Raw genomic sequence first — 25,403 nt, forward strand, 5'->3', positions numbered from 1 at the left:
GACAATCTCCGCCGCCCAAAGCAAATCAGGCCACCCGAAGGTGGCCTGATTTGCTTTGGTGCCAAACAGTCCTGCGATCAGAGCAGGCTGAACAGCGAGAGCTTCTGCGTCTGGATGAAGGTCTGCTGCGAGGCTTGCAGCGCGGCCTGTTGCTGCGCGAACTGGCTCGTCGCCGAGATGATGTCCACGTCCAGCAGATCCTGCATCTGCGACGTGTAAGCGAGATCGTTGGCGCTGCCGATGTCGTTGAGCGTCGAGATCTCGTTCATGCGCGAGCCCACGGTCGTGCGCACGGTCGTCACGTTGTCGTAGGTGTTGCTGAACATCTGGTTGAACGTGGTCAGCGCGTTGCTCAGGTTAGCCGAACCGGCCTGACCTTGTGCCGAGATCGGCGTCTTGAGCGTGTTGATCAACGCTTGCAGGTTGTCGAACACGTTCGTGCTGGACTTGCCCGCAGGATTTACGTTGTAGGTATCGCCCGTGGCCGGAGCGCCCGTGAACGTCACCGACTTGCCTGCGAACGTGATCGGCTGGCCCGACGTGTACGCGCCCGTCACATCCGCCGCGGTCGTGTCCGTCAGATCCTTGACCGTGTAGTTCGTCGTCGGCGGCGTGGTCGTGTTGTCGATGGCGAAGCTGATCGAGAACTGGTGATCGGCCGCCGCGTTGCTCGCGTCGGTCGTCGAGACCGGCGTGAACGTGGCCGTGCCGGTGTTCGTCAGGCTGCCGCTGATCACCGTGCTGGCCGTGGCCGGTTGAATCGCCTGGAAGATGTTCGAGCCGATGTCGTTGATCGGAATCTGACGTCCGCTGCTCACTTGCACGTAACGAAGACCGGTGTCGCCTGCGTAGCTGGCACCCGTCGGCGTGGCGACGTAAGCGGCCGAGCTGCCCATGAAGCCAGAGAACAGGTACTGGCCGTTCGCGTCGGTCGTGTTAGCCAGCGAGAGCAGTTGCTGGTAGCTCGATTGCAGATCGGTGGCAATGGCCGTGCGATCGTTGTCGTTGAGCGACGGGCTGCCCGCGGCGATCACTTGCGACATCACGTGCTGCAGCGTGTTGACGATGCTGCCGAACGTCTGGTCTTCGAGCTGAAGCGCCGTCGTCGCCGAACCGCGGTTCGTCGCGTACTGCTTGTTCATGTCCTGGGCTTGCGACACGGCCACGGCCTGTGCCGACGCGAGCGGATCGTCGCTCGGCGTGGTCACGCGCTTGCCCGACGAGAGCTGCGCCTGCGTGTTGAGCAGATCGGAGACGTTACGGCTCATGGCCGACGACCCCTGATCGAAAATCATGCTGGTACTGATGCGCATTTTTCCGTCTCCTCAGCCTTAGTTGACCATCTGCAGAATCGTGTCGAACAGCTGCGACGCGGTCTGGATGACCTTTGAGTTGGCCTGATAGAGCTGCTGGAACTTGATCAGGTTGGCGGCCTCTTCGTCGAGGCTGACGCCGGAATTGGACTGCTGGGCGCTCTTCGCCTGCGTGAGCAGCGTTTGCTGCGCGGCGCTCGTCGCCTTGTAGGTGTTCGTGGTCGAACCGACGTACGAGACCAGATTGGCGTAAGCGGACGCATAGCTGTCCTTGCCGCCGACCTTGGTCTTGTCGTTCTGCAGCGCCGAGAGTGCGAGGCCGTTACGGTTGTCCGTCGTCGCGCCCGCAGCATTCGGGGAGATCGTCAGCTTGTCGCCGTCGGCCGGGGTACCGCTCACGTTCACGGTCATGCCGTTCATCGTGATCTTCGCGCCGTTGGTAGCGTCGTACGGAACGGTGTCGCCAGCCGCGTACGTGGTCGTCGTGCCGTTGACCGTCACGGTCATCGGCGACGGCGCGACCAGCGTGATCGCGCCAGTCGTGGCGTTCTTGCTGAACGTGAACGAGACCGGCGCGGTCAGCACGTTCGACAGGTAGTTGGCGTCGACGGACCCCTGATCGGTCTTGAGCGAGCCGGTGTTGGTCGTCGGCGTGGACGCGAGGATCGGCGCGGCCAGGGCGATTTTGCCCGGGTCGGTGATCGCCACGCCGATGTTGCCAGCGGCATTGCGCGTCGGCTGAATCGTGAAGCTGTCGCCCGCGACGTTGTTGCCGACGGTGACGTTGAAACCGTCGTTGAACGCGTTGCCGCTGCTGTCCGTGAACGCCAGCGGTGCGCCAGGGGTGCCCGGCACCGGGGCCGTCCACTTCGCGCCGTCCGACGAGCGGGTCATCGTGTAGTTCGTGCCGTCGAACGTGACGTTGTAGTCGCTGGCCGTGATCTTCGAAGCGTCGGTAATCGTCGAATTGAGCACCGCGCCGTTCGAGTTCTTCGTGTTGGCGACGATGGTCGGGTTCGGCACCGTGAACAGATTGCCGCCGAGCTGGCCGTACAGGTCCAGACCGAGCTGGTTCTGCGCGTTCATCGTGCCCGCGAGCGACAGGGCGATCTGACCGAGCGAATTCTGGGCTTGCGTCAGCGCGCCGCTACGGAACGACAGCAGACCGGCGAGCGAGCCACCCGTGATCGACGATTCCGGCACCGGCACCTTGGTGCCGTTGGGCGTTACGTAGGCAATCGTCAGTTCCGACGGGTCGTTGGTCGACGCCATGGTCGTGAGCTGGTAAGCCGAGTTGCCCGTCACGAGCGACTGGCCGTTACCGACGTAGACGTTGTACGTGCCGTCCTGCGCCTTGACCACATTGGTCTGGATGATGGCGTTCAGGTTGGCCACTGCCTGATCGCGCTGGTCGAGCAGGTCGTTCGGCGAAGCGCCGCCGCCATTGGCTTGCGCCTGCACGATAGCGTCGTTCAGTTGAGCGATCTGCTTGGCGTAGACGTTGATCTGGTCGGTCGACTGGGAAATGCTGGCATTCGTGCTGGAACGCAGCGTCGACAGCGTGCCGGAGAGCGACTGGAACATGCTCGCCAGCGTTTGCGCCGACGACACGACGGTCGCGCGCGTGGCCGAGTTGGCCGGGGCGGACACGATGTTCTGCAGGTTCGTGAAGAACTGCGACATGGTGGCCGACAGGCCGGTCGTCGAGCTGCCCAGCGCGTTGTTGATCTGCGAGATCTGCTGGTAGTACGTGTTGAGCTGGCTGTACTGGGTCTGTGCCTGGTTCGTCTGGTTCGACAGGAACTGGCTGTACACGCGCGAGACGTCGTTCACCAGCACGCCTGTGCCGATGTAGCCCGCGCCGGAATACTGGCTGGCGGCCTGCGAATAGTCGACGATCTGACGGTTATAACCGGCCGTGCCCGCATTGGCGACGTTATTGCCGGTGGTGCTGAGGGCGAACTGGGCGGCGTTCAGCCCGCTCATGCCAGTATTGATTAGGCTCATGATCTCGCGGCTTGAGTTAGAGGCACGCCCCGCGGTGAAAAGCCCGCTCGCGCACCGTTACCGATGTGTTTACGGCAGTCCGGCGACAAAATTGAGGCCCGGACTCGCTTGAATCTCAGGAATCCCGTGACGTCAGGTGAAGTGTTTCATCACTTTCATGAGCTTGCTGGCGTACTGCGGGTCGGTCGCGTAACCGGCGCGTTGCAGATTGTTGGCAAAGCTCGCGGCGTCGTTGGCGCTCGCCACCACCGACGAATAGCGCGGATTGTTCGAAATCAGCTTGGCGTAATCGGCGAAAGCCTCGTCGTACGAGCCGTAGGCACGGAATTTAGCCATCACCTTGCGCGGCTGGCCGTTCACGTACTCGGTCGTCGCCACTTCCACGGTCGGGCCGTTCCAGTTCTTGCCCGCCTTGATGCCGAATACGTTGTGGCTCGTGCTGCCGTCCGCCCGGCGGATCTCGCGCTTGCCCCAGCCCGACTCGAGCGCCGCCTGACTCAGCATGAAGCGCGCCGGAATGCCGCTGTTGGCGCTGGCGTTCTGGGCGGCCGTGGCCATCCGGTCGACGAATTCGCCTGCGACGGCCGGGGCGTTGTCGGCCACACCGATGGCGTCTGCCGAGTTATACGCACGTCCGGCCAGCGGCTGCTGACGGCCCATGGCCGCCGGCGGCAGCGTGGTGCCGGTCTTGGCCAGTTGCTTGAGCATAAGATCGGCCAGCCCGATGCCTTTGTTGGACGCCAGTTGCTGGGCGAGCTGGTCGTCCAGCATGCCGTTGAACATCTTTTCCTGATCGCTGCCGAGCAGGCCGCCGGACATGGTGGCGTCGCGCATGCTCTTGACCATCATCTGCGTGAAGACGGCTTCGAACTGCTTGGCCGCCTGCTGCGTGGCCTGCGGCGTTTGCTGATGGGCGGCGGCGCGCAATGCCGAGAGGCCCTGCATTTCGTAGGACGCGCGCTGCGTCAGGTCGGGCAGAGGGGCGCTCGCAGCCCCCGTGAGACGATTGCTGTCGGCCATATCAGATGATCTCCAGGTCGGCGCGCAGGGCGCCCGAGGCCTTCATGGCCTGCAGAATCGACATCAGGTCTGCCGGACTCGCACCCAGCGAGTTCAGCGCCTTGACGACGTCGGCGAGGTTGGCGCCCGCTTTCACCATCTTGAGCGCGTTGTTCTCCTGTTGAACGGAGATTTGCGAATTCGGGGCCACGACCGTCTGACCGCCCGAGAACGGCGCCGGTTGGCTCACATTGTTTTGCGTGTCGATGACGACCGACAGGTTGCCGTGCGCGACCGCGCATTGCTGGATCGTCACGTTCTGGTTCATCACCACCGACCCCGTACGGGCGTTGATGATGACGCGTGCGGCCGTGTTGTCCGGGCGCACTTCCAGGCTTTCGAGCTGCGCGAGGAATTGCACGCGCGAGGACGGGTCGGTCGGCGTGCGCAGCAGAATCACGCGACCGTCGAGCGCCTGGGCGGTGCCGTAGCCAAAGCGCCGGTTCACGGCGTCGACCACGCGCTGCGCGGTCGAGAAGTCGGTGGCGTTCAACTCCATCTGCACGGTGCCCGGCTGACCGCCCATGGCGGTCGGCACGGCGCGCTCGACGATGGCGCCGCTCGGAATCCGGCCCGAGGCCAGTTGGTTGATGGTCACGCTCGATCCGTTGGCAGCCGCGCCCGCGCCGCCGATCAGCAGGTTGCCCTGCGCCAGCGCGTAGACCTGACCGTCCGGCCCCTTGAGCGGGGTCATCAGCAGCGTGCCGCCGCGCAGACTCTTGGCGTTACCCATCGACGAGACCACCACGTCGATGGCCTGACCGGGACGCGTGAACGCCGGCAGCGTGGCCGTCACCATCACCGCGGCCACGTTCTTCAACTGCATGTTGGTGCCCGGTGCGACCGTGATGCCCAGCTGCGAGAGCATGTTGGTCATACTCTGCACGGTGAACGGCGTCTGGGTCGTCTGGTCGCCCGAGTTGTCGAGACCGGCCACGAGACCGTAGCCGATCAGTTGGTTGTCGCGCACACCCTGAATCGACGCCAGTTCCTTGAGACGCTCGGCGTGGGCCACGCCCGGCGCAAGCAGCACAGCGCCGCCCGCGACGCTCATCGCCGCAGCCACAGCCACAGCCAGCGTGGAGGCGGTGCGACGAAGTTGGCGGATGGGGCCGAAGGAGCCGGTTGAGCCGGTGTTAGGCGCGCGGCGCGACAGGAACGACATGATCGACATCAGAAGGGCGAAACGTTAAGGAAGAAGCGCTGCAGCCAGCCCATGGTTTCGGCTTCGTTGATGTAGCCCTTGCCACGGTATTCGATGCGCGCATCGGCCACCTGCGTCGAAGGCACGGTGTTCGCGCCCGAAATGGTCTGCGGGCTGACGATGCCCGAAAACTTGATGTACTCCGTGCCCTGGTTGATCGCGATCTGCTTCTCACCAGCGACCGCGAGGTTGCCGTTGGAGAGCACGTCCATCACGGTGACGGTGATCTGCCCCGAGAACACGTTGTTGGCGTTGGCCGCGCCCTTGGCGTCGAACTTGTTCGCGCCGCTTGCGTCCAGTGCCTGATTATTGAGCACGCCGCCGATCACGCCCGGCGTCTGGTTCAGCGTCAGATTGCCACTGCCCGCGCGCGTGGTGTTCGCGGCGGAGTTCTTGCTCGCCGCCGTGTTTTCGTTGATGACGATCGTGAGAATGTCACCAACGTTGCGCGGACGACGATCTTCGAAGAGCGGCCGGTTCGAGTACAGCGGACGGTAGATCGAACCTTCCGGGTCGGCAGACACGGGCGGAGGCGGCGGACGCGTGGTCGTCGGTCCGGTGACGACCGGCTCCTGCGGCACGTAGGCGCAGCCCGCCAGACCGGTCAACGCCACGGCAGCCGCGAGCGCGAGGAACCGAGCGAGGCCCGCGCTGCGTGGCTTGCGTTGAGATGCGGTCGTGCTTGCGGACATATCGACGTTCATTTCCTAAGTGCTGAGTACGTTCGGCGGCTGTCGCCCCGATTACATCTGCGTCAGACGTTGCAGCATCTGATCCGATGCCGTCACGGCCTTCGAGTTGATTTCATAGGCGCGCTGCGCCGAAATCATGTTCACGAGCTCTTCCACCACGTTCACGTTCGACGTTTCGACGTAGTTCTGGTTGAGCACGCCCGCGCCGTTGGTGCCCGGCTGTGCGACGTTCGGTGCGCCCGAGGCGGCCGTCTCGGCGTACAGGTTCTCACCCATGCTTTGCAGGCCAGCGTTGTTGATGAACGTGGCGAGCTGGAACGTACCGATCTGCACGTTGGCCGTGTTGCCCGGCTGCGTGACCGAGACCGTACCGTCGCGCGCGATGGTCAGCGACAGCGCGTTGGCCGGGATCGTGATCGCCGGTTGGATCGGGTAGCCCGAAGCCGTCACGAGCTGGCCGTTGTTATCGACCTGGAACGAGCCGTCGCGCGTGTAGGCGGTCGTGCCGTCCGGCATGAGCACCTGGAAGAAGCCGTCGCCGTTGATGGCCACGTCCTTCGCGTTCGCCGTCGACGTCAGGTTGCCCTGCGTGAAGATGCGCTCGGTCGCGGCCGGACGCACACCCGTGCCCAGTTGCAGGCCCGAGGGCAGCAGCGTCTGCTGCGACGACTGAGCACCCGGCTGGCGGATCGTCTGATACAGCAGATCCTCGAACACCGCGCGGCCTTTCTTGAAGCCGTTCGTGCTGGTGTTGGCGAGGTTGTTCGAAATCACGTCCATGTTCGTCTGCTGGGCGTTCATGCCGGTGGCAGCGATGTAGAGCGAACGGATCATTTGATGTTTCTCCCCGTGTACGGTGGCTGGCGTCGTCTGGCGACTGGCCGTCCGTTAGCTGAAGTTCAGCAACTGGTTGGCGGATTGTTCGTTGGTGTCGGCCGTCTGCAGCATCTTCATCTGCATCTCGAAGGCCCGCGACTGCGAAATCATGTTCACCAGACCGCTGACCGGATTGACGTTGCTGGTCTCGATCGAGCCTGCGACCACCACGACATTCGGATCGACCTGCGCCGGTGCGTTATTGCCCATGCGGAACAGTCCGTCGTCACCACGCACGAGGTTGCCCTCGGGCGGGTTGACCAGCTTCAACTGGCCCATCACGGCGATGGAGTTAGGCGGATCGCCCTGCCCCAATGCCGAGATCGTGCCGTCGGTGCCCACGGTCACGGCAGCGCCCGGCGGCACGGCGGCCGGACCGGCGTCGGTCATGACCGGCAGGCCATGCAACGTGATCTGGCCGTCGGCCGTCATTTCGAGGTTGCCGCCACGGGTGTAGGCTTCGCGGCCCTGCGCGTCGCGCACCGCCAGCCAGCCCTGCCCCTGAATGGCCACGTCGAGCGCACGGCCCGTCTGCTGCATGGCGCCGGGCGTGAAGTCGGTGCCCGGCGTGGACGTCGTCACGAACGTGCGCGTGCCGGTCGAACCGTCGGCCCCGCGCACCGGCGCCTGACGAAACGCCGAGAGCTGGGCACGAAAGCCCGGCGTCGAGACGTTCGCCAGATTGTTGGCGGTGGTCGACTGCTGCTCCATCGCCTGCTTTGCGCCGGTCATGGCGATATAGATCAGACGATCCATCGACGCCCCTCCTGCAAGTTACGCATACGCGCCGCTCCGTGTCTTACAGGTTGACCATCGTTTGCATCAACTGGTCTTCCGTCTTGATCGTCTGCGCGTTCGCCTGATAGTTGCGTTGCGCGGTGATCATGTGGACCAGTTCGGCCGTCAGGTCGACGTTCGACGCTTCGACGGCACCGGCTTGCAGCTTGCCGAGGTTCGTACCGCCCGGCACGCCGACGATGGGGATGCCCGAAGCTGCCGATTCCGACCAGAGGTTGTTACCCAGCGGGATCAGGCCGTTCACGTTGTTGAAGTTCGCGAGTGCGACCTGGCCGAGCACCATCGATTGCGTGTTCGAGTACGTACCGACGATGGTGCCGTCCGCGTTGAACGTGAAGCCGGTCAGACGACCCGACGAATAACCGTCTTGCGTCAGCGTGTTCGGCGTGTAGCTGTTACCAAACTGCGTGGTGCCGGTCAGGTTCAGCGTGAGGTTGCCCTGCGCCGCGCCGTTGCCGTAGGTGATCGTCGGCAGCGTGATCGGACCGGTCACGGCCGCGCCGGTCGAATCCGTTTGCGAGACGAGGCTGCCCGACGAGTTGAACGTCAGCGTGCCGATCGGGCCAGCGCCGACTTGCGTCGTGCCGTCGACCGAAGCGTATACGGTCCACGTGGCATTGTTGGTCGTGGCATCGACGCTCGTCTTCTTGAAGTACAGGTTGACGTCGTGCGAATTGCCCAGCGAGTCGTAGACCTTGAGCGACGTGGCGTTGGTGTACGAGTTCGGGTCGGTGATCGAGAACGGCGTGGTGTTCACGGCGCTGCGCGAGTCGAGGTTGAACTGACCCGTGATCTTCTTGGAGGCCGTCGGGGCCAGATCGCCCGTCGGGATCTGCAGATCGACCGGCGAGACGCTGTTGATGATGCCGTTCGGGCCTGCCAGATAGCCGGTCAGGTGATCGCCGTTCGAGTCGACGATGTAACCGTTCTTGTCGAGCGAGAACTGGCCGTTACGCGTGTAGGCGATGGTGCCGTTGTTCGACACGCGGAAGAAGCCGTTGCCGGAGATCGCCAGATCGAGCTGACGGTTCGTGACCGTGATGTCGCCCTGCGTGAACTGCTGCGCGATGGCGGCCACACGCGTACCGATACCGACGGTGTTGTTGCCTGCGCCGAACAGCGAGTTGGCGTAGATGTCGGCGAACTGTGCCTGACCCTGCTTGAAGCCGACGGTGGCCGCGTTGGCAACGTTGTTGCCGATGACGTCCAGGTCCTTGGAGGCGGCGTTCAGGCCGCTCAATCCGGTCGAAAAGGCCATGGTGTTACTCCTGAAATTCGGTTGTCGACGACGGGTATCGCGACGAATACGGTTCGAAAAGAGTTAAGCGCTTACGAATCAGAGCTACGGATCAGAGAATTTCGCGAACGTCGGAGAGCTTGATGTTCGAGCCCGTACCCACGTTGAGCAGCGGCGAACCGGTCGTGCTGGCGACAACGCTTTGCACCTGCGCGTACGAGAGCAGCGTCGGCGTCACGGCCTTGCCGTTGGCGGTCGCCGTCACGCTCAGGGTGTACTTGCCGTCTGCCACGTCCGTGCCCGAATCATCCTTGGCGTCCCACGTCAGGGCTTGCACGCCCGCGTCGAGCGCGCCCGCGTTGACGGTGCGGATCGTCTTGCCGGTGCTGTCCTTGATCTCGATCTTGACGGTGTCGGCGTCGCTCGGCAGTTCGAAGCCGAACGGCGTGGCCGTCTTGGTGACGGTGCCGTCGTCGGCCTTGGTGCTGCCCACACCGATGTTGGTGCCCGGGATCAGCACGCCCTTGCCGACCAGTGCCGCGGCTTGCAGGCTCTGGGTCGAATTCAGTTGCGAGGTCACCGACGACAGCGTGGTGTTGAGCTGCGTGATGCCCGAGACCGTGCTGATCTGCGCGAGCTGCGACGTGACCTGCGAGTTGTCCATCGGATTGAGCGGGTCCTGATTGTTCATCTGAGCGACGAGCAACTTCAGGAAGCTGTTTTGCAGATCGTCTGCGCTGCCCGCCGACGACTTCGAGCTGCTGCTGTTGGCAGTGCCGTTGATCGAGTCGAGGAAGTTCTGCGAAAAGTTCGCGGCGTTCGACGTATTGATGCTGGCCATTTCTTCTGGTCTCCGCGCGGCCCCTTACTGGCCGACCGTGAGGGTTTTGAGCATGAGTGTCTTGGCGGTGTTGAGCGCTTCGACGTTGGCTTGGTACGAGCGGGAGGCGGAGATCATGTTGACCATCTCTTCCACCGGATTCACGTTGGGCATGGTGACGTAGCCCTGTGCGTTCGCAGCCGGGTTCTTCGGGTCGTACACCGTCTTGAGCGGCGATGGGTCTTCCACCACACCGGCGACCTTCACGCCGCCGACATCGGTGCCCGTGACCGGATTGACCTGAAACACGACCTGCTTGGCGCGGTACGGCTGACCGTCCGGGCCGGTCACCGATTCGGCGTTGGCCAGGTTGCTGGCCGTCACGTTCATGCGCTGCGACTGCGCAGTCATGGCCGAACCGGCAACGTCGAAGATGCTCATGAGTGGCATGGCGCTTACCCTTGACTGGTGATGGCGGCCAGCATCGTCTTGATCTGGCTGCTCAGGACCGTGAGGCCCGTCTGATAATGCACGGCGTTGTCGGCGAAGTTCACACGCTCGGCATCGAGTTCGACGGTGTTACCGTCGACGCTTTGCTGATACGGCACGCGGTAGAGCAGCTCCGGGCCGCCCATCGGCGGTGCCGTCGTCACACCGCGACCGGCGATGTGGCGCGAGGACGTGCGCGAGAGCGATACGCTCGACTCGGTAGCGAGCTGCTGCTGCGCGCCACGCTCGACGGCCTGATTCAACGCGTTATTGAAATCGACGTCGCGCGACTTGTACCCCGGCGTATCCGCGTTGGCGATATTCGACGAGATCACCTCCTGACGGTAGGCGCGCATAGCCAGCGCCTGCTGGGAGAATCGCAATGCCGCGTCCAGTTTGTCCATGATCTCGTCTCGCCCGATGCTTGCCTTGATGCTGGGTACTTGGGTAATGCTCAAGAAACTTGCCCGTGCTGCACGTTCTGGCTGCTGGGCCTGCTCAGTCGTTTGCTGCGCTGACTGGCGGCCATCGCGCGGTGCGCAGACGGGGTGCCCTGCCCGGTCCGGAAAAATAGGGACCTTTTGGCATGCTTCGCATCGTATGCGTACCCCCCGGGATTCAATCGGAGGAATAGGAAGGAGATTGACCGCCATTTCGAGCCATGCCCCGTGACGCGACATCTCTAGAATGGCTTCCTGACGGCATCGGGCGGGGTTCGCCCCCCAGGCACAGGGACACTGCCCGGTGTCGTCGGCTTCGCAACGCGAAAGCCGTTCAAGCAAGGAGAGTGAGCATGGCAGGCAAATTCGGCGACCCATTCGCCAATGCCCCGCGCACGTTTGGCGTGCAGCGGCCCGGCCAGCGCTCGTCCGCAAAAATGTCCCCGGACTTTCAAATACTTACGAGTGTGCGACGTGGCTTGATGGCCGCGATGCTCGCGACCGTAAGCATGGCTGGACTCGTGACGTCCGTGCAGGCTGCCACGGGTGCGAACCCCGGCGTCGCCACCGACCCTGCCGCCCAGAACCTCGGCAATACGCTCGGCCCGAGCGCCATCGTCATCCCCGGCAACAACGCCGCTGCGGGCGGTGTCGCGTCGAACGTGCCGAACATGGTGCGTCCCGCGACTGCCACGGCGAACGCGCCCGTTTATACGCAGCAGGCCCCGGTTGCGACGGCTGCGCCTGTGCAACCCCAGCCGCAACCTCAGGCATCCCAATTCCAGAACACGCAGGTGATCCGGCAAACCGCCGAGCGCTTCCTGCGTGAGCAGACCACCGGCTTGCCCGGTCAGGTCAACATCACCGTGGGCGAATCGGTCTCGGACCGCATGCCTGCGTGCGCGGCACTTGAGCCGTTCCTGCCGCCGGGTGCGCGCCTTTGGGGCACGACCAGTGTGGGCGTGCGGTGTGCGGGGGAGCGTCCGTGGACGCTGTATCTGCAAGCGCGCGTGAGCATCAACGCCACGTATTTCGTCGCCGCACGCCAGATCAATCCGGGCGAGACCATCGGGCCGACGGATCTGTCGCCGCGTCAGGGCGATCTCACGCTGTTGCCGCGCACGGTCGCGACCGATGCCGGTCAGATCGTCGGCACGGTGGCCGTGAACCGGATTACCTCGGGGCTGCCGATCCGCTCCGACCTGCTGCGCAGTGCGATTGCCGTCCAGCAGGGACAAACCGTGCGCGTGGTCTCGCGGGGTTCGGGTTTTGAAGTGAGCACGGAAGGTCAGGTGCTCTCACGCGCCAGCGCAGGCGATCCCGTGCAGGTGCGCACGCGTGCCGGACAAGTCGTCAGCGGCACCGTGAAGTCAGGGAAAAATGGCAACGTCGAAGTCGAAGTTGCGCTGTAAGAAATAGGAAGAAAGCGACAGAAGTAACCGCTTACTTACGTTAAGTATTCGCTGAAATCACCCGGGCACTTGAACTGGTAACAGGATGTTACTTGCCTAAAGTTATGGCGGATAATGCCGTTACACAGGCAGGTTTCTGGGGAAAGCACATGAAAATCGAACCACCCGCCAATCCGCTGACTGGTGTCGGCGCGAGCAAGGCGACGACGGATCGGACGACGGCCGGCGCTGTGAATAGCGACGCTGCGGCGGCACCTGCTGCAAGCACTGGCGGTGCCAGCGTGAGCACGAGCGCCTTGTCGTCGGAGATGCGTGCCTTGCAGGAAAAACTGGCAGCCAGCGGCACGGCCGACATCGACGTCGCGAAGGTCGAGCAGATCAAGGCGGCGATCGCTAACGGCCAGTTGGCTATTGATACCTCCAAGATTGCGGACGGTCTGATCTCGACCGCACGCGATTTGCTCTCTGCGCAATCGAAGTCATGACCACCGATGCCCTGCTGAACGCCCTGACTGCTGAAACGGCCGCTATCGGCACGTTTTCGACATTGCTCGGGGAAGAACAGCAGGCATTGGTCAACGGCACGCTCGACGCGTTGCCGGATCTGACCGAACGCAAGACGCGCGCCGTGGCGGAACTGTCCGCTCTCGGTCGTGAGCGCGATGCGCAGTTGAAAGCGTTGGGCTACTCGCCTGACGAAGCAGGCGCGACGGCAGCAGCAGCAGCCGATCCCAAGGTCGACACGGCGTGGAAGGCACTGCTTGCGGCTGCCGCCGAGGCCAAGCGCGCGAACGACACGAACGGCCTGCTCATCAACACCCGCCTGACGTACACTCAGCAAGCCCTGAACGTCCTCTACGGCCCGGGCAACAACACTCCCCTCTACGGCCCCGACGGCCGCACCACCCCGCGTTCTAGCGGGGGGAGTGTTACGGCTTAACTCTGGCGCGCTTCCGGGACCGCTTCACCGTTCGTCCGCATATCGTCGACGACTTCGCAGACCGTCTTCCGAATACCCTCCAGCGCCTCGTCCGGGGTTGCACTCAGCCAGGATAAGGCGGGGAATTCTGCGCATCGACCGACATGCTCGCCATCTTCCGACGACCAAGCCAGGTAGTAAGTGTAGTGATTCGTGTCCATTCCGGAATGGTGGCAAAATCAGCACCATTCATTCAAGCAGCCATTGTCCGAAAAATCTGCCGACGGATCCTCGGGCAATAGAAAATCCCTCGAAGCCAAATGCATTCGAGGGATTCTTTCGAGCCTTGCTACCGTTCAACGCGCCGAAGTCCAAGCCTTCTCACGCAGCGTTGCGCGCAAGCGCGAAGATCGCCTGGCTGTGCACCCGCACACGCGGCACTCTCCAACTTCGTTCCCCAGCTTAGGCACCGTCCGAAAACATGCTTCGGCGGTCGGACCCGACGACTCACGAGGCCCCCCTCCGGCGAAGCGTGCCACGGCAAACACGAATCGATCCACACCATATCGTCCGTTCAACACCTCTCGGTTGAGGGCAAACTCGCCAATCCCTCAACGCTATTGGACTTGATCGGAGGCACTATGAACATTGATCACGAATTCGTCGTCATTCCGAACGTCATTAGGCAACAGGCCCGTATGCGCGCCTACGAAGTCACCTTCGATGTACCCGCATTTCGCACGAATGAACATCTTCATCCATCTGAACAGAATGTCGCTCGGCTGAAATTCAGATATCACCCGCGCAGACAACTCGTCGAGTTCTTTTCGTTTCAGGAATACCTCTCCAGATACGCAGGACTCGCGATGACACTCGAACAGGCCTGTTGGTCGATTGTCGACGACTTTTTCGAGTCGTTAGAACCCATTCGATGTGACCTGATCATTCAAAACGAACTATCGGACAGCGCAAACGTCACGATTCACGCTTCGCGTGGATGGACCGATGCGATCCAACTGACGGCCGGGTCAGTTTCTCCGTTCGAAAAGAAAATCGCGGCCCCCATCTGACATGACATCAATAAATGCCTCCGACGTCATTGGCATTGCGGGTGCGCTGACCGTAGTCATTGCCTACTTTCTAAATCTGCACGGGACGCTCAGCACGACATCGTACAAATATTCGGCATTCAATCTGGCTGGATCGCTAATGATTGTTTACTCGCTGATCTACCACCCGAATCCAGCCTCGATGCTGATCGAAGGCTTCTGGGCGTCGATCAGCCTGTATGGTTTGTACAAAGCTCATAAGAACAGGAGGGCGAGGTGATGCAAAGGCGAATCCTTCTGGGCACGACTGGCAGCATCGGTGCGAAAGATACGATCCAACTCGTCGAGTTGCTAGCGTTGACGTATGACGTCCAAGTCGTGGCCTCCACGCCGTCGCTAGCATTTTTCGATCTCGCCACGGCAAGACGAATGACTGACGTTCACACCGATGACGACGATTGGTATACATGGCGCCAGCGCGGCGATCAGATCCTGCACATCACGCTGAGAAACTGGGCGGATCTCTTCGTCATCGCCCCGTTGACGGCCAACACCCTGGGGAAGCTGGTATCCGGCATTTGCGACAATCTGCTGACAACCACGTACCGGGCGTGGCAAGTGAAGTCAAAACCATTACTGGTGGCTCCCTCGATGAACAAATATATGTGGGAGCACCCGCTAACGGAAAAGCAACTTGAGCTGCTTAAGTCTTGGGATGTTGGCGTGATACCGCCGAGAGAGAAGTGGTTAGCGGGCGGGGATTTTGGCCCCGCCGCTATGGCGACTCCCGAGCAGATCGTCGAATCTGTCGAGAGCACCCTTTCAATACACAAAGCGCCTTAATTCGCCGAAGTCCAAGCCTTCTCACGCAGCGTCGCGCGCAAGCGCGAGATCGCCTGGCTGTGCAACTGACACACACGTGACTCGCTGACTTCGAGCACGGCGCCGATTTCGCGCAGGTTCAGACCCTGCTCGTAGTAAAGACTCATCAGCAACTTCTCGCGCTCCGGCAGACGATCGATGGCGTCCACCACGCCGCCGCGCAAACCTTCATCAAGCAGCATCGTCAACGGATCCGCACCCGGGTCCGCGCAAATGCGGTCGATGAACGGCTCTTCGTCCGCCGATTCGAAATCTTCGTAATAGATCAGCTGGCAGCCGTGCACGTCCTGCAGCATCTGCTGATACTCGGTCAGCCCGATCGACATCTCGCCCGCAATCTCGCTCTCGGACGGACCCCGTCCCAGCCGCTGCTCCAGTCGCTGCACCGCTTTCTCGATCTCGCGCGCCGTCTTGCGAATGCCACGCGATGCCCAGTCCAGCTCGCGCAACTCGTCAAGCATCGCCCCGCGAATGCGCTGGCTCGCGTACGTTTCGAACTGCGCGCCCTGCGTCTCCTGATACCGGTTCGCCGCATCGAGCAGCCCCAGCATGCCAGCCTGAATCAGATCTTCCAATTCAACGCTCGCCGGCAGCTTCGCCATCAATTGCAGCGCCAGGCGGCGCACCAACGGCGCGTATTGGGTCAGCGTGTCGTTCGTGTCGACCTTCCCGCGCGCGGTATACATGTTTCCCTCCGCTTCCTCTCGACGCGTGCCGTGACGCTCAGGCCGTGTGCGCGCTCACCGCGCCCACGCCATGCGTCATCTCGGCACCGCGATCGCCGCCGCAATCGCCCACCTGACCGATCCCGGCACCCAACGCCGCCGGTCCCGTGTCCCGAATGGCCAACGGCCAATGCATCACCTGCGCGGCCAACTGACGGTAAGCCACCGCCGCCGGCGCCATCGGAAACGCATCGACCACAGTGCGCGTCAATTGCCGCGCCCGCATGACCTGACGGTCCGACGGCACATGCCCGGCCAACTCCAGCGACACCGCCAGATAACGACTCGCCGTCGTGGCCAGATTGCGGCACACGACGCGTGCCTCCATATCCTCCGTCCGGTTCACCAACACCCGGAACTGCGCCAGCGCATATTCGTAATGCGCCTGCTTAATCCACGAGTACGCGCCCGTAATCGACGCCGGTTCACACCCGAGCACCACCAGCACGTCGTGCGCATGCGCTGCCAACGGACTCAGCACACCACCGGCGTGCGTGCAGTCGACGATCACGACGTCCGGCTCGCCAAGGGTCAGCACCGGCAGCGCACGCTGCGGATCGATGCGCTCGGGATGCCGATGCGCCACCGGCACCAGCACCACGTTGTCGCGCGTTTGCACACGCACCGCGTCGGGCGAAACGCGCCCCGCCAGCACATCGTGGATGTCGCCTCGCAACGGCAGACCGAGCGCCGGCGCTGCATGGCCGCTCTCGTCGGCCAGCACGACATCCTGACCGTGATGAGCCAGCGCGCTGGCCAGATTCAACGCAACACTCGTCTGACCGGCTTCAGGCGCACTTCCTACCACCGCGACGATGCGCGTGGTATGGCGCGCCACCAGTCGGCGCAGCCCCTCAGCTTGATCGAGTACGAGTTTAACCAAAGCAGGCCTCGCCTGAAGGTTGTGCGGGCGCAAACAGCCCGCTGTAGTTGGGATCGACCCCGCGCACCACTGCCGGCAAATCTTCCTCGGACGGCACGAACGGCGAACCCGTCACCGGCGCAGACAGCGCCGTATCGATAAGGAACTGTCGGTCCGCCACGTGCAGGTTCTCCGGTACGCGCTGCCCCGTCGAGACGTAATGCACCGGCAGACGGTGACGAATCACCGTGTCGAGCACCGAACCCAGGTTGGTCGTCTCGTCGAGTTTCGTCAGAATACACCCGGCGAGGTCGCCACCGCCCTCGGCGCTCGCGCTGCGATAGGCGTGCACCACTTCGTTGAGCGTGTCGCCGTGGCTCGTGGCATTGAGCAACAGCAGACGCTGCACCGGCGTCTCCGCCCCGCACAGCATCGCCACCTGCTCCGGCACCGTGCGGTCACGCTGGCTCATGCCGACCGTGTCGATCAGCACCATGTGCTTGTTGCGCAGTTCGGTCAGCGCCAGACGCAGATCCGTCGCGTCCTTCACCGCATGCACCGTCACGCCCAGAATCTTGCCGTAGATGCGCAGCTGCTCATGGCCGCCGATACGATAACTGTCGGTCGTAAGCAGTGCGAGCTTCTCCGCGCCGTGACGCATCACGCAACGCGCCGCGAGCTTGGCCGTGGTCGTGGTCTTGCCCACGCCAGTCGGCCCCATGAGCGCATACACGCCGCCGCGATCCATCAATTCGTCTTCGTTCGGCATGATGGGCAGATTGCGCCTGAGCGCGTTCTTCACCCAGTCCAGACCGTTCTCGCGGTCGCTGCCTTCCGGTAGATGCTCCAGCAACGCCCGGCCGAGCTGCGCCGAGAAACCCGCCGCGAGCAACGTGCGCAGAATCTCGCCCTGTGCCGGGGAACGACGTTGCTTGTCGTTCCACACAAGACCTGCGACCTGCTCTTCGAGCAACCCGCGCATGCTTTGCAACTCGCCCATCATCGACTGCGCGAAGGCGCTGGTCGCGGCGATGTCGTTCGCGGCGGTGGCAGGACTCGCCACGGGTGCCGGGGCCGGTGCGGCAGGACGGGGACGCGGCCGATGCGTCGGCATGTCGCCACCCGCGAGCGCGTCCAGATCCTCTTCCGCCAACGCCACGATCTCGACGCCGTTGGCGACCGAGCGATTGGACAATACGACCGCGTCGGGTCCGATTTCCTCGCGAATCTGGCGCAGTGCGTCGCGGCACGTGCCCGCAAAGAATTTCCGAATCTTCACGCTTGACCTCCGATGAGTGCCGTCATTTTCACGTTACGGGTGTCTGGCACTTCCGCATACGACAAAACCTTGAGCTGCGGCAGGCTGCGGCGCAGGAAGCGCGAGAGCAGCGAACGCAGCGGATGTTGAACCAACAATACCGACGGCAGACCCTGACGCTCCTGACGCGTCACGGCTGCCTGGGTTTCACGCAACAGCGTATCGGCGAGGCCCGGCTCCAGACCGGTGCCGCCGCCGGCCGACAACGCCTGCGTGAGAATTCGTTCGAGATTGGCGTCGAGCCCCACGACTTCCAGATCGCCACTGCCCGGGAACACGCTCTGCGTGATCGCGCGACCCAGCGACAGGCGCACCAGCGCCGTGAGGTCGTACGGATCCTGCACGCGTGCGCCATGCTCGGCGATGGTATCGATGATGGTACGCATGTCGCGAATCGGCACCTGCTCTTCGAGCAGGTTCTGCAACACCTTCTGCAACGTGGTGAGCGCGATGGTCTTCGGCACCAGGTCTTCGATGAGCTTCGGCGCGTCCTTGCCGATGCGCTCGATAAGCTGCTGCACTTCCTGACGTCCCAGCAATTCGTGGGCGTGCGCGTTAATCAGGTGATTCAGGTGGGTCGCCACGACCGTACCGGCATCGACCACGGTGTAGCCGTACGCCTGTGCCTGATCGCGCTGGCCGACGTCGATCCACGTGGCGGGCAGACCGAAGGCCGGATCGCGCGTCGGCGTGCCTTGCAGCGGTGCACTGACCTGCCCCGGATCGATGGCCAGCAGTTGGCCCGGGTACGCTTCGCCTTCGCCGATGATCACGCCCTTAAGCGTGATGCGGTACTGATTCGGACGCAGTTCCAGGTTGTCGCGGATGTGCACCACCGGCGCCAGGAAACCGATCTCCTGCGCGAACTTCTTGCGGATGCCCTTAATACGCTTGAGCAGTTCGCCGTCCTGATTGCGGTCGACGAGCGGGATCAGGCGATAGCCGACTTCCAGCCCCAGCGGATCGACCAGCGCCACGTCGTCCCAGGACGCTTCCGCCACTTCGGGCGCTGCGGTCGCCGCGACCGGCGTCGGACGCGTTGCCTGCACCTTGGCGGCAGCTGCCTTGCGGAACTGCCAGCGGGCCAGTGCGCCGAGACCCAGCGCGAGCAGCAGGAAGGCGAAGTGCGGCATGCCCGGGATCAGGCCCATCAAGCCCAGAATCGCGGCCGTGATGCCCAGCACCTGCGGGTTGTTGAAGAGTTGCGAGACGACCTGCTGGCCGACGTCTTCGTCGGTGGCCACACGCGACACCACCACACCGGCGGCCGTCGAGATCACCAGCGCCGGGATCTGCGCGACGAGACCGTCACCAATGGTCAGCAGCGTGTAGTTCTTGGCGGCGGTCGCGAGATCCAGATTGTGCTGGACCACGCCGACGATCAGCCCGCCGATGATGTTGATCAGCATGATCAACAGGCCAGCGACCGCGTCGCCGCGCACGAACTTGGACGCACCGTCCATCGAGCCGTAGAAGTCGGCTTCCTGCGCAATCACCTTACGACGGGTGCGCGCTTCCTCTTCCCCGATCAGACCGGCGTTCAGGTCGGCGTCGATGGCCATCTGCTTACCCGGCATGGCGTCCAGGGTAAAGCGTGCGCCCACTTCCGCGATACGCCCCGCGCCCTTCGTAATCACCATGAAGTTGATGACCACGAGGATGATGAACACCACGATACCGACGGCGTAGTTGCCACCCACCAGGAAGTGACCGAACGCCTCGATCACCTTACCGGCAGCGTCCGGGCCAGTGTGGCCTTCGAGCAGCACCACACGCGTGGACGCCACGTTCAGCGACAGACGCAGCAGCGTGGAGAACAGCAGCACGCTCGGGAATGCCGCGAAGTCGAGCGGCTTCTGCGTGTACATGGACACCAGCAGCACCATCACCGCGAGGGCGATGTTGAACGTGAACAACAGATCCAGGATGAACGGCGGCAGCGGGAGGATCATCATGCCCAGAATCATGATGATCAGCACCGGCGCGGCGAGCGACTTCAAGTTGCCGCCGAGGAGCAGTTGCGACGCACGCAATAGCTGGTTCGCGCGAGGGTTGAGGTTCATTCGTTACACTCGTTTCGACCCGAGGCGCCGGGGCGCGTCGAGCTCAGTCGGCACGGGCAGATCCGACGGGGTCAGCGGCTCGATGCCCCCCTCGGTACGCCAGCGGCGAAGCTGGAAGACCCACGCCAGCACTTCGGCCACGGCCGTGTACAGCGTGGCCGGGATTTCGTGACCGATTTCCACGTGACGATGCAGCGCACGGGCCAGCGGCGGGGCTTCGAGGATCGGGATGCGGTGCTCTGCCCCCATCTCACGGATACGCTGCGCGACCAGATCGGTGCCCTTGGCGAGCACACGCGGCGCGCGCATGTTGTCCTTGTATTCGAGGGCGACTGCAAAGTGCGTCGGGTTCGTCACGATCACGTCGGCCTTGGGCACGTCCTGCATCATGCGACGGCGTGCAGCCTGACGCTGCAACTGACGGATCTGTGCCTTGACGTGTGGATCGCCCTCGGTTTCCTTGTTTTCCTGACGCACTTCCTCTTTGGTCATGCGCAGCTTCTTGTAGTGCTGCCACAGCTGGAACGGGATATCGATGGCCGCCACCAGCAGCAGCGACGCCACGATAAACGCGCAGCACACCACGATCATCTCGCCGACGTACGGCAGCGCCACGCGCGGCGACTGCGTCATGAGGCCCATCACGGCTTCTTTGTCGCGGGCGATAGCCCAGTACGCCACGCCGCCCACGAGCACGGTCTTGGCCACGGCCTTGACCAGCTCGACCAGCCCCTGCGTCGAGAACATGCGGCCCAGCCCCTTGAGCGGGTTCAGGCGGCCGAAGTTGGGGGCGAGCGATTTGGTGGTGAACAGCCAGCCGCCCAGCGCCATCGGTGCGACGATGGCCGCGATCACGAGGGCGACGAAGAGCGGTGCGATGACCATGAGGGCGTCCGCGCCCGAGTGCGCTGCGTACGACAGCATGCGGCGCGTGTCCATCGCCGTGCCCGGCTCGAACTGCATGCCGTGGCGCATCAACTGGGCGAATCCCTGCGAGATACGGTCGGCCGTCATCCACATCCCGGCGACACCGGCGGCCAGCAGGGCGAACGTCGAAAGCTCGCGCGAACGCGCGACCTGCCCTTCCTCGCGCGCCTTCTCCAGACGCCGGGGAGTGGGTGATTCCGACTTTTCGAGATCGCTTTCCTCAGCCATGCCCTATCCACAGCGGGCGGACGAACCCACCCTATCGCGACCGATTATGGCCGTAACCGTCAAGTCACAAAGGGGGGAATAGAGGCGGGATTGGGCGGTATTTCGCGCAAGCGCGATTCCGCCAGCCGGGGCGCGGCTGGCGGCGGGGTCAGAAACCGAGGCTGGCGAGCAGGTCGTCGACCTGTCCCTGATCGGCCACGATGTCGGTGCGGCCTTCCTTTTTGACCTGCGGCCCGTTGAGCAGCGAGTCTTCGGCTTCCTTGCGCTTCTCGGGCGGCATGTTCTCGAGCAGCGTCTGGAGCAGATGGCTCTCGATCTCCTGCACCACTTCCATGATCTTCTTAATGACCTGCCCGGTCAGATCCTGGAAGTCCTGCGCCATCATGATTTCCATCAGATGGTTGTTGGTCGCGCGGGTGTCGTCCGGCACGCGACGCAGGTAGGTGCGGGTCTCGGTGACGAGCTGACGCGCGTCTTCGAGTTCCAGCGGCTGGTCGAACCACTTGGCCCAGCGCGCGTCGAGCGCATTGGCGTCCGCTTCGAGACGGTCCTGAATGGGCTTGGCCAGTTCGATGGCCGTCAGCGCCCGCACGGCCGCCTGTTCCGTCATGGTCGCGACGTAGTTCAGACGGTCGCGGGCATCGGGAATCGCCTCCGCCGCCTGCTCCAGTTGCTTGTCCAGACCGAGTTCGCGCAGATTGTCGCGCAGCATGCGCGTCAACTGCCCGATGCGCATCAGCATGCGCTCCGCCGGATCGGCCTCGCCGGTCACGTAAGCGCCGCCCGGCTCAGCCGGCCATTCAGTGCTCGACTCGTGGGTCACGTTCAGGCCCCCGTTTTTTCCATTTTTTCGAAGATCTTGCCCAGCTTCTCATCGAGGGTCGCAGCCGTGAACGGCTTGACCACATACCCGCTCGCACCGGCCTGGGCAGCGGCGATGATGTTTTCCTTCTTGGCTTCGGCCGTGACCATCAGCACCGGCAGCTTGGCCAGGTTCGGGTCGGCACGGATCGTCTGGAGCATCGTCAGGCCGTCCATGTTCGGCATGTTCCAGTCGGACACTACGAATTCAAAGCTACCGCCGCGCAGCTTGGCCAGCGCCGCCACACCGTCTTCCGCTTCGTCGACATTGGAGAAACCCAGCTCCTTGAGCAGGTTTCGCACAATGCGGCGCATCGTCGGAAAATCGTCGACGACCAGGAATTTCATGTTCTTGTCTACCATCATCACTCCAATTCTGCCGGTCCCCCTTTGGGGGGCCGACAATATTCAGGGGCAAGTTCCGCCATCACTCAGTGCCCTGAGTGTGAACGCAAATCGTTGCGGACCATACGGCGAAAACAAGCCAAAAACAACGCCAAAAGCCGAACTATACCCGTTGCGTGCGTTCGCCGAATTTCGCGACCTGATGAAGCACTTTTCGGGCCATCTCGTGCAGCGGCACCACTTCTTCCGCGCCGCCCATGGCAATGGCTTCGCGCGGCATGCCGAACACGATGCAGCTCGCTTCGTCCTGCGCGAACGTGTGCGCACCGGCACGGCGCATCTCGACCAGACCGGCCGCACCGTCGCGGCCCATGCCCGTGAGAATCACGCCGATGGCGTTACGTCCGGCATGCACGGCCGCGGAGCGAAACAATACATCGACCGACGGACGATGTCGATTCACCGGCGGTGCCGGATCGAGCAGTGCCACGTAGTTCGCGCCGCTGCGCGAGAGTTGCAGGTGGGTGTCGCCGCCCGGTGCAATGTAGGCGTGGCCCGGCAACACACGCTCACCGTGCTCGGCTTCCTTCACCGTAATGCGGCACAGCCCGTTCAGGCGTTGCGCAAACGACTTGGTGAAGCCCGCCGGCATGTGCTGCGTGATGAGAATCGCCGGTGCGTCCGGCGGCATCGGCACGAGCACTTCGCGAATCGCTTCCGTGCCACCCGTCGACGCGCCGATGATGATCAGCTTTTCCGTCGACACGAGCGGATTGCGCAGCATCGGCGCGGCTTCCACCGCCACCGGAGCCGCGCTCTTGGGCGGGGCGCTGCGCACACGGGCACGGGCGGCCGCACGAATTTTGTCGGCGATCATCTCGCCGTATTCGAGCATGCCGTCACGAATACCCAGTCGCGGCTTCGTCACGAAATCGACCGCGCCGAGTTCGAGCGCACGCATCGTGACTTCCGAGCCACGCTCGGTCAGCGACGACACCATGAGCACCGGCATCGGGCGCAGGCGCATGAGCTTCTCAAGGAAGTCCAGCCCGTCCATGCGCGGCATTTCGACGTCGAGCGTGAGCACGTCCGGGTTGTGCTGCTTGATCAGATCGCGCGCCACAAGCGGGTCGGGTGCGGTCGCCACTACGGTCATGTCCGGATGCGCATTGATGATCTCGGTCATCAGGCTGCGCACAAGTGCGGAATCGTCCACGCACAGGACTTTGATTGGTTCGCTCAAGCCTCCTCCATTTTTCGGTTGTCAGGCCCCGGCCGAGGCTTGGCATTTCTGGCCGGTGGCGCAAAGAGTTCTACGGAGCCCCGTACTTCGCGTGCGCGCAGACGCTGCGCGTACGCCTGTTCCCGCTGGGCGATGGCCGGATCGCCCCGGTCGCCCAGCTTCTTGACCATCACCCGCCCGGTGCGCGGCAAAAAGCACACCTTGCGCGGATGCGGCCCGAGCAGATCCTGCGCCGTCACGCGAATCTGCTCCATCTCGAGATAGCGCAACACGAAGTTCGCGTTGCGATCGCCGATATTTAGGGTGGTCATGCCCGCGAGCACCGCGCCGCCGCCGAAGACCTTCGCCTCCAGACGCTCGCGCCGTGCGCCGAGCTTGATCAGCTCATTGATGAGCATTTCCATCGCGTATGCGCCGTAGCGCATGGACGCAGAGAGTAGCCGATCGCGCTCGCTCTCGCCATCGTCCGGCAGCATGAAGTGGTTCATGCCGCCGATGCCGGTGACGCTGTCACGCACGCAGGCGGCCACGCACGAACCGAGCACCGTCACGAGCATGATGTCTTCGGTCGTGACGAAATACTCCGACGGCAGCAGCTTCACCGCCTGCGTATTGAACGCATTGTCGAAGTAGTGGTTGGTCGCGAGTGCTTCGGCCAATGGCTGTGCTGCCATGTCAGGCTCCCCGTGCTCCAGCGCCTGCCAGTTCGTACACCGTCTGACCACGCAGACGGAACGCCCGGCTTACATAAGTGAAGTTCTCCGAATGCCCGGCGAACAGCAGGCCGTCCGGTTTGAGCAAGGGGACGAAGCGCTCGAGAATGCGCGCCTGCGTGGCCTTGTCGAAATAGATCATCACGTTGCGGCAGAAGATCACGTCGAACGGCCCGCCGATCTGCCACGACGGCGCGAGCAGGTTGAGCGGCTCGAACGTCACCAGTTGCTGCAATTCGGGACGCACCTTGATCTTCCCCGAGTTCGCACCTGTGCCGCGCAGGAAATGCTTGCGCAGCTGTTCCTGCGAGATCTTGCCGGTCTGCTCGCCGTTGTAGACGGCGGCCGACGCGCGGGCCAGGACCTGCGTGTCGACGTCGGTGGCCAGCACCGTGGCGTTGGGGCGCGAGCCGAGCGTGTCGACCAGCGTCATCGCGATCGAATACGGCTCTTCGCCGGTCGACGCCGCGCAGCACCACACCGAGATCGGCTTGGGGCGATTGCGCACGAAATCGGCGAGCAGCGGGAAATGGTGCGACTCGCGAAAGAACGACGTGAGGTTCGTCGTCAGCGCGTTGGTGAACGACTCCCACTCGCTGTCGCCGGTGTCGGCTTCGAGCATGTCGAGGTATTCGGTAAAGCTCGTCATGCCCAGCGCACGCAGACGTCGCGCGATGCGGCTATAGACCATTTCGCGCTTGTGCTCCGCCAGCGCAATCCCGGCGCGCTGGTAGATCAGATTGCGAATACGGCTGAAGTCGGCCAGCGAGAACGCAAAGTCGCGCTCGCCCGACAGGGCGGCGCCACTGGCGCGCGCGAAATCCGCGCTGCGCGAACCCGCGTCGCCATCGGGGCCGGAGCCGCCGCGACGCGTCAGATGCGAGGTGTTGCGCGAATCGGTCATGATGTCTCGGTTGCGTC

The 25,403-nt window shown here is 63.4% G+C and carries 27 protein-coding genes; 6 read left to right on the forward strand and 21 right to left on the reverse strand.

What is annotated here, in order from left to right:
• Positions 1-77: 77 nt before the first annotated feature.
• From flgL to flgB, 11 genes are all read right to left on the reverse strand, one after another.
• Positions 78-1,313 (reverse strand): flagellar hook-associated protein FlgL, encoded by a 1,236-nt coding sequence (gene flgL, locus NTU39_RS26285; protein WP_150663666.1) that lies wholly within the window; start codon positions 1,311-1,313, stop codon positions 78-80.
• 18 nt (positions 1,314-1,331) lie between these two features.
• Positions 1,332-3,320: a flagellar hook-associated protein FlgK gene (gene flgK / locus NTU39_RS26290; protein ID WP_257958897.1), complete on the reverse strand. Its 1,989-nt coding sequence runs from the start codon at positions 3,318-3,320 to the stop codon at positions 1,332-1,334.
• 132 nt (positions 3,321-3,452) lie between these two features.
• Positions 3,453-4,340 (reverse strand): flagellar assembly peptidoglycan hydrolase FlgJ, encoded by an 888-nt coding sequence (flgJ, locus tag NTU39_RS26295; RefSeq protein WP_150663668.1) that lies wholly within the window; start codon positions 4,338-4,340, stop codon positions 3,453-3,455.
• Position 4,341: 1 nt separating this feature from the next.
• Positions 4,342-5,433 (reverse strand): flagellar basal body P-ring protein FlgI, encoded by a 1,092-nt coding sequence (locus tag NTU39_RS26300; RefSeq protein ID WP_052253141.1) that lies wholly within the window; start codon positions 5,431-5,433, stop codon positions 4,342-4,344.
• A gap of 119 nt (positions 5,434-5,552) precedes the next feature.
• Positions 5,553-6,275 carry a flagellar basal body L-ring protein FlgH gene (locus NTU39_RS26305; RefSeq protein ID WP_217426147.1) on the reverse strand — a complete coding sequence of 241 codons (723 nt, stop codon included), beginning with the start codon at positions 6,273-6,275 and terminating at the stop codon, positions 5,553-5,555.
• A gap of 51 nt (positions 6,276-6,326) precedes the next feature.
• Positions 6,327-7,109 (reverse strand): flagellar basal-body rod protein FlgG, encoded by a 783-nt coding sequence (flgG, locus tag NTU39_RS26310; RefSeq protein ID WP_039394029.1) that lies wholly within the window; start codon positions 7,107-7,109, stop codon positions 6,327-6,329.
• A gap of 54 nt (positions 7,110-7,163) precedes the next feature.
• On the reverse strand, positions 7,164-7,907 hold the full coding sequence (locus NTU39_RS26315; protein ID WP_046290182.1) for a flagellar basal body rod protein FlgF: 744 nt from the start codon (positions 7,905-7,907) through the stop codon (positions 7,164-7,166).
• A 43-nt stretch (positions 7,908-7,950) separates the two neighbouring features.
• Positions 7,951-9,207 carry a flagellar hook protein FlgE gene (gene flgE / locus NTU39_RS26320; protein ID WP_150663670.1) on the reverse strand — a complete coding sequence of 419 codons (1,257 nt, stop codon included), beginning with the start codon at positions 9,205-9,207 and terminating at the stop codon, positions 7,951-7,953.
• Between the two features lie 91 nt (positions 9,208-9,298).
• Positions 9,299-10,027: a flagellar hook assembly protein FlgD gene (gene flgD / locus NTU39_RS26325; protein WP_150663671.1), complete on the reverse strand. Its 729-nt coding sequence runs from the start codon at positions 10,025-10,027 to the stop codon at positions 9,299-9,301.
• Positions 10,028-10,051: 24 nt separating this feature from the next.
• On the reverse strand, positions 10,052-10,456 hold the full coding sequence (gene flgC / locus NTU39_RS26330; RefSeq protein ID WP_039394038.1) for a flagellar basal body rod protein FlgC: 405 nt from the start codon (positions 10,454-10,456) through the stop codon (positions 10,052-10,054).
• A 5-nt stretch (positions 10,457-10,461) separates the two neighbouring features.
• Complete coding sequence (gene flgB / locus NTU39_RS26335) at positions 10,462-10,902, reverse strand: flagellar basal body rod protein FlgB (RefSeq protein WP_150578058.1); 441 nt, start codon at positions 10,900-10,902, stop codon at positions 10,462-10,464.
• A gap of 386 nt (positions 10,903-11,288) precedes the next feature.
• On the opposite strand from flgB, the gene flgA reads away from it, so the two are divergent.
• The 6 genes from flgA to NTU39_RS26365 all read left to right on the forward strand — a co-directional run bounded on the left by flgA (position 11,289) and on the right by NTU39_RS26365 (position 15,158).
• Entirely contained in the window at positions 11,289-12,347 is a 1,059-nt protein-coding gene (gene flgA, locus NTU39_RS26340) for a flagellar basal body P-ring formation chaperone FlgA (RefSeq protein ID WP_174984479.1), read from the forward strand.
• A 149-nt stretch (positions 12,348-12,496) separates the two neighbouring features.
• Complete coding sequence (gene flgM / locus NTU39_RS26345) at positions 12,497-12,832, forward strand: flagellar biosynthesis anti-sigma factor FlgM (RefSeq protein WP_150663673.1); 336 nt, start codon at positions 12,497-12,499, stop codon at positions 12,830-12,832.
• Positions 12,829-13,287 carry a flagella synthesis protein FlgN gene (locus tag NTU39_RS26350; RefSeq protein ID WP_150663674.1) on the forward strand — a complete coding sequence of 153 codons (459 nt, stop codon included), beginning with the start codon at positions 12,829-12,831 and terminating at the stop codon, positions 13,285-13,287. The genes flgM and NTU39_RS26350 overlap by 4 nt, the downstream gene beginning before the upstream one ends.
• 620 nt (positions 13,288-13,907) lie before the next feature.
• A complete protein-coding gene (locus NTU39_RS26360) occupies positions 13,908-14,336 on the forward strand; it encodes a hypothetical protein (protein WP_257958898.1) in 429 nt (142 codons plus the stop codon).
• Between the two features lies 1 nt (position 14,337).
• Positions 14,338-14,595: a CBU_0592 family membrane protein gene (locus NTU39_RS27020; protein WP_425495004.1), complete on the forward strand. Its 258-nt coding sequence runs from the start codon at positions 14,338-14,340 to the stop codon at positions 14,593-14,595.
• On the forward strand, positions 14,595-15,158 hold the full coding sequence (locus NTU39_RS26365; protein ID WP_257958899.1) for a flavoprotein: 564 nt from the start codon (positions 14,595-14,597) through the stop codon (positions 15,156-15,158). The genes NTU39_RS27020 and NTU39_RS26365 overlap by 1 nt, the downstream gene beginning before the upstream one ends.
• Here the strand turns inward: NTU39_RS26365 and NTU39_RS26370 are convergent.
• The 10 genes from NTU39_RS26370 to NTU39_RS26415 all read right to left on the reverse strand — a co-directional run bounded on the left by NTU39_RS26370 (position 15,155) and on the right by NTU39_RS26415 (position 25,386).
• Positions 15,155-15,883 carry an RNA polymerase sigma factor FliA gene (locus NTU39_RS26370; RefSeq protein ID WP_150663677.1) on the reverse strand — a complete coding sequence of 243 codons (729 nt, stop codon included), beginning with the start codon at positions 15,881-15,883 and terminating at the stop codon, positions 15,155-15,157. The genes NTU39_RS26365 and NTU39_RS26370 overlap by 4 nt on opposite strands.
• 37 nt (positions 15,884-15,920) lie before the next feature.
• On the reverse strand, positions 15,921-16,805 hold the full coding sequence (locus NTU39_RS26375) for a MinD/ParA family ATP-binding protein (RefSeq protein ID WP_257958900.1): 885 nt from the start codon (positions 16,803-16,805) through the stop codon (positions 15,921-15,923).
• Positions 16,798-18,063 carry a flagellar biosynthesis GTPase FlhF gene (gene flhF / locus NTU39_RS26380; RefSeq protein ID WP_257958901.1) on the reverse strand — a complete coding sequence of 422 codons (1,266 nt, stop codon included), beginning with the start codon at positions 18,061-18,063 and terminating at the stop codon, positions 16,798-16,800. Before flhF ends, NTU39_RS26375 begins: the two co-directional genes overlap by 8 nt.
• Positions 18,060-20,165, reverse strand: a complete 2,106-nt coding sequence (gene flhA, locus NTU39_RS26385; protein WP_150578067.1) for a flagellar biosynthesis protein FlhA — start codon at positions 20,163-20,165, stop codon at positions 18,060-18,062. The genes flhF and flhA overlap by 4 nt, the downstream gene beginning before the upstream one ends.
• Positions 20,166-20,168: 3 nt before the next feature.
• Positions 20,169-21,320 carry a flagellar biosynthesis protein FlhB gene (gene flhB / locus NTU39_RS26390; RefSeq protein ID WP_150663680.1) on the reverse strand — a complete coding sequence of 384 codons (1,152 nt, stop codon included), beginning with the start codon at positions 21,318-21,320 and terminating at the stop codon, positions 20,169-20,171.
• 148 nt (positions 21,321-21,468) lie between these two features.
• Positions 21,469-22,062, reverse strand: coding sequence for a protein phosphatase CheZ (gene cheZ, locus NTU39_RS26395; RefSeq protein WP_246179756.1), 594 nt, complete (start codon positions 22,060-22,062; stop codon positions 21,469-21,471).
• Positions 22,063-22,145: 83 nt separating this feature from the next.
• Positions 22,146-22,544, reverse strand: a complete 399-nt coding sequence (gene cheY / locus NTU39_RS26400) for a chemotaxis response regulator CheY (protein ID WP_039401766.1) — start codon at positions 22,542-22,544, stop codon at positions 22,146-22,148.
• A gap of 145 nt (positions 22,545-22,689) precedes the next feature.
• Positions 22,690-23,712, reverse strand: coding sequence for a protein-glutamate methylesterase/protein-glutamine glutaminase (locus NTU39_RS26405; protein WP_052253143.1), 1,023 nt, complete (start codon positions 23,710-23,712; stop codon positions 22,690-22,692).
• Between the two features lie 53 nt (positions 23,713-23,765).
• Complete coding sequence (cheD, locus tag NTU39_RS26410) at positions 23,766-24,443, reverse strand: chemoreceptor glutamine deamidase CheD (RefSeq protein ID WP_150663681.1); 678 nt, start codon at positions 24,441-24,443, stop codon at positions 23,766-23,768.
• Position 24,444: 1 nt separating this feature from the next.
• On the reverse strand, positions 24,445-25,386 hold the full coding sequence (locus tag NTU39_RS26415) for a CheR family methyltransferase (protein WP_150663682.1): 942 nt from the start codon (positions 25,384-25,386) through the stop codon (positions 24,445-24,447).
• Positions 25,387-25,403: the final 17 nt, after the last annotated feature.

Origin of the sequence: Pandoraea commovens, from assembly GCF_024704525.1 — a bacterium.
In the GTDB taxonomy this organism is placed as follows: Bacteria; Pseudomonadota; Gammaproteobacteria; order Burkholderiales; family Burkholderiaceae; genus Pandoraea; species Pandoraea commovens.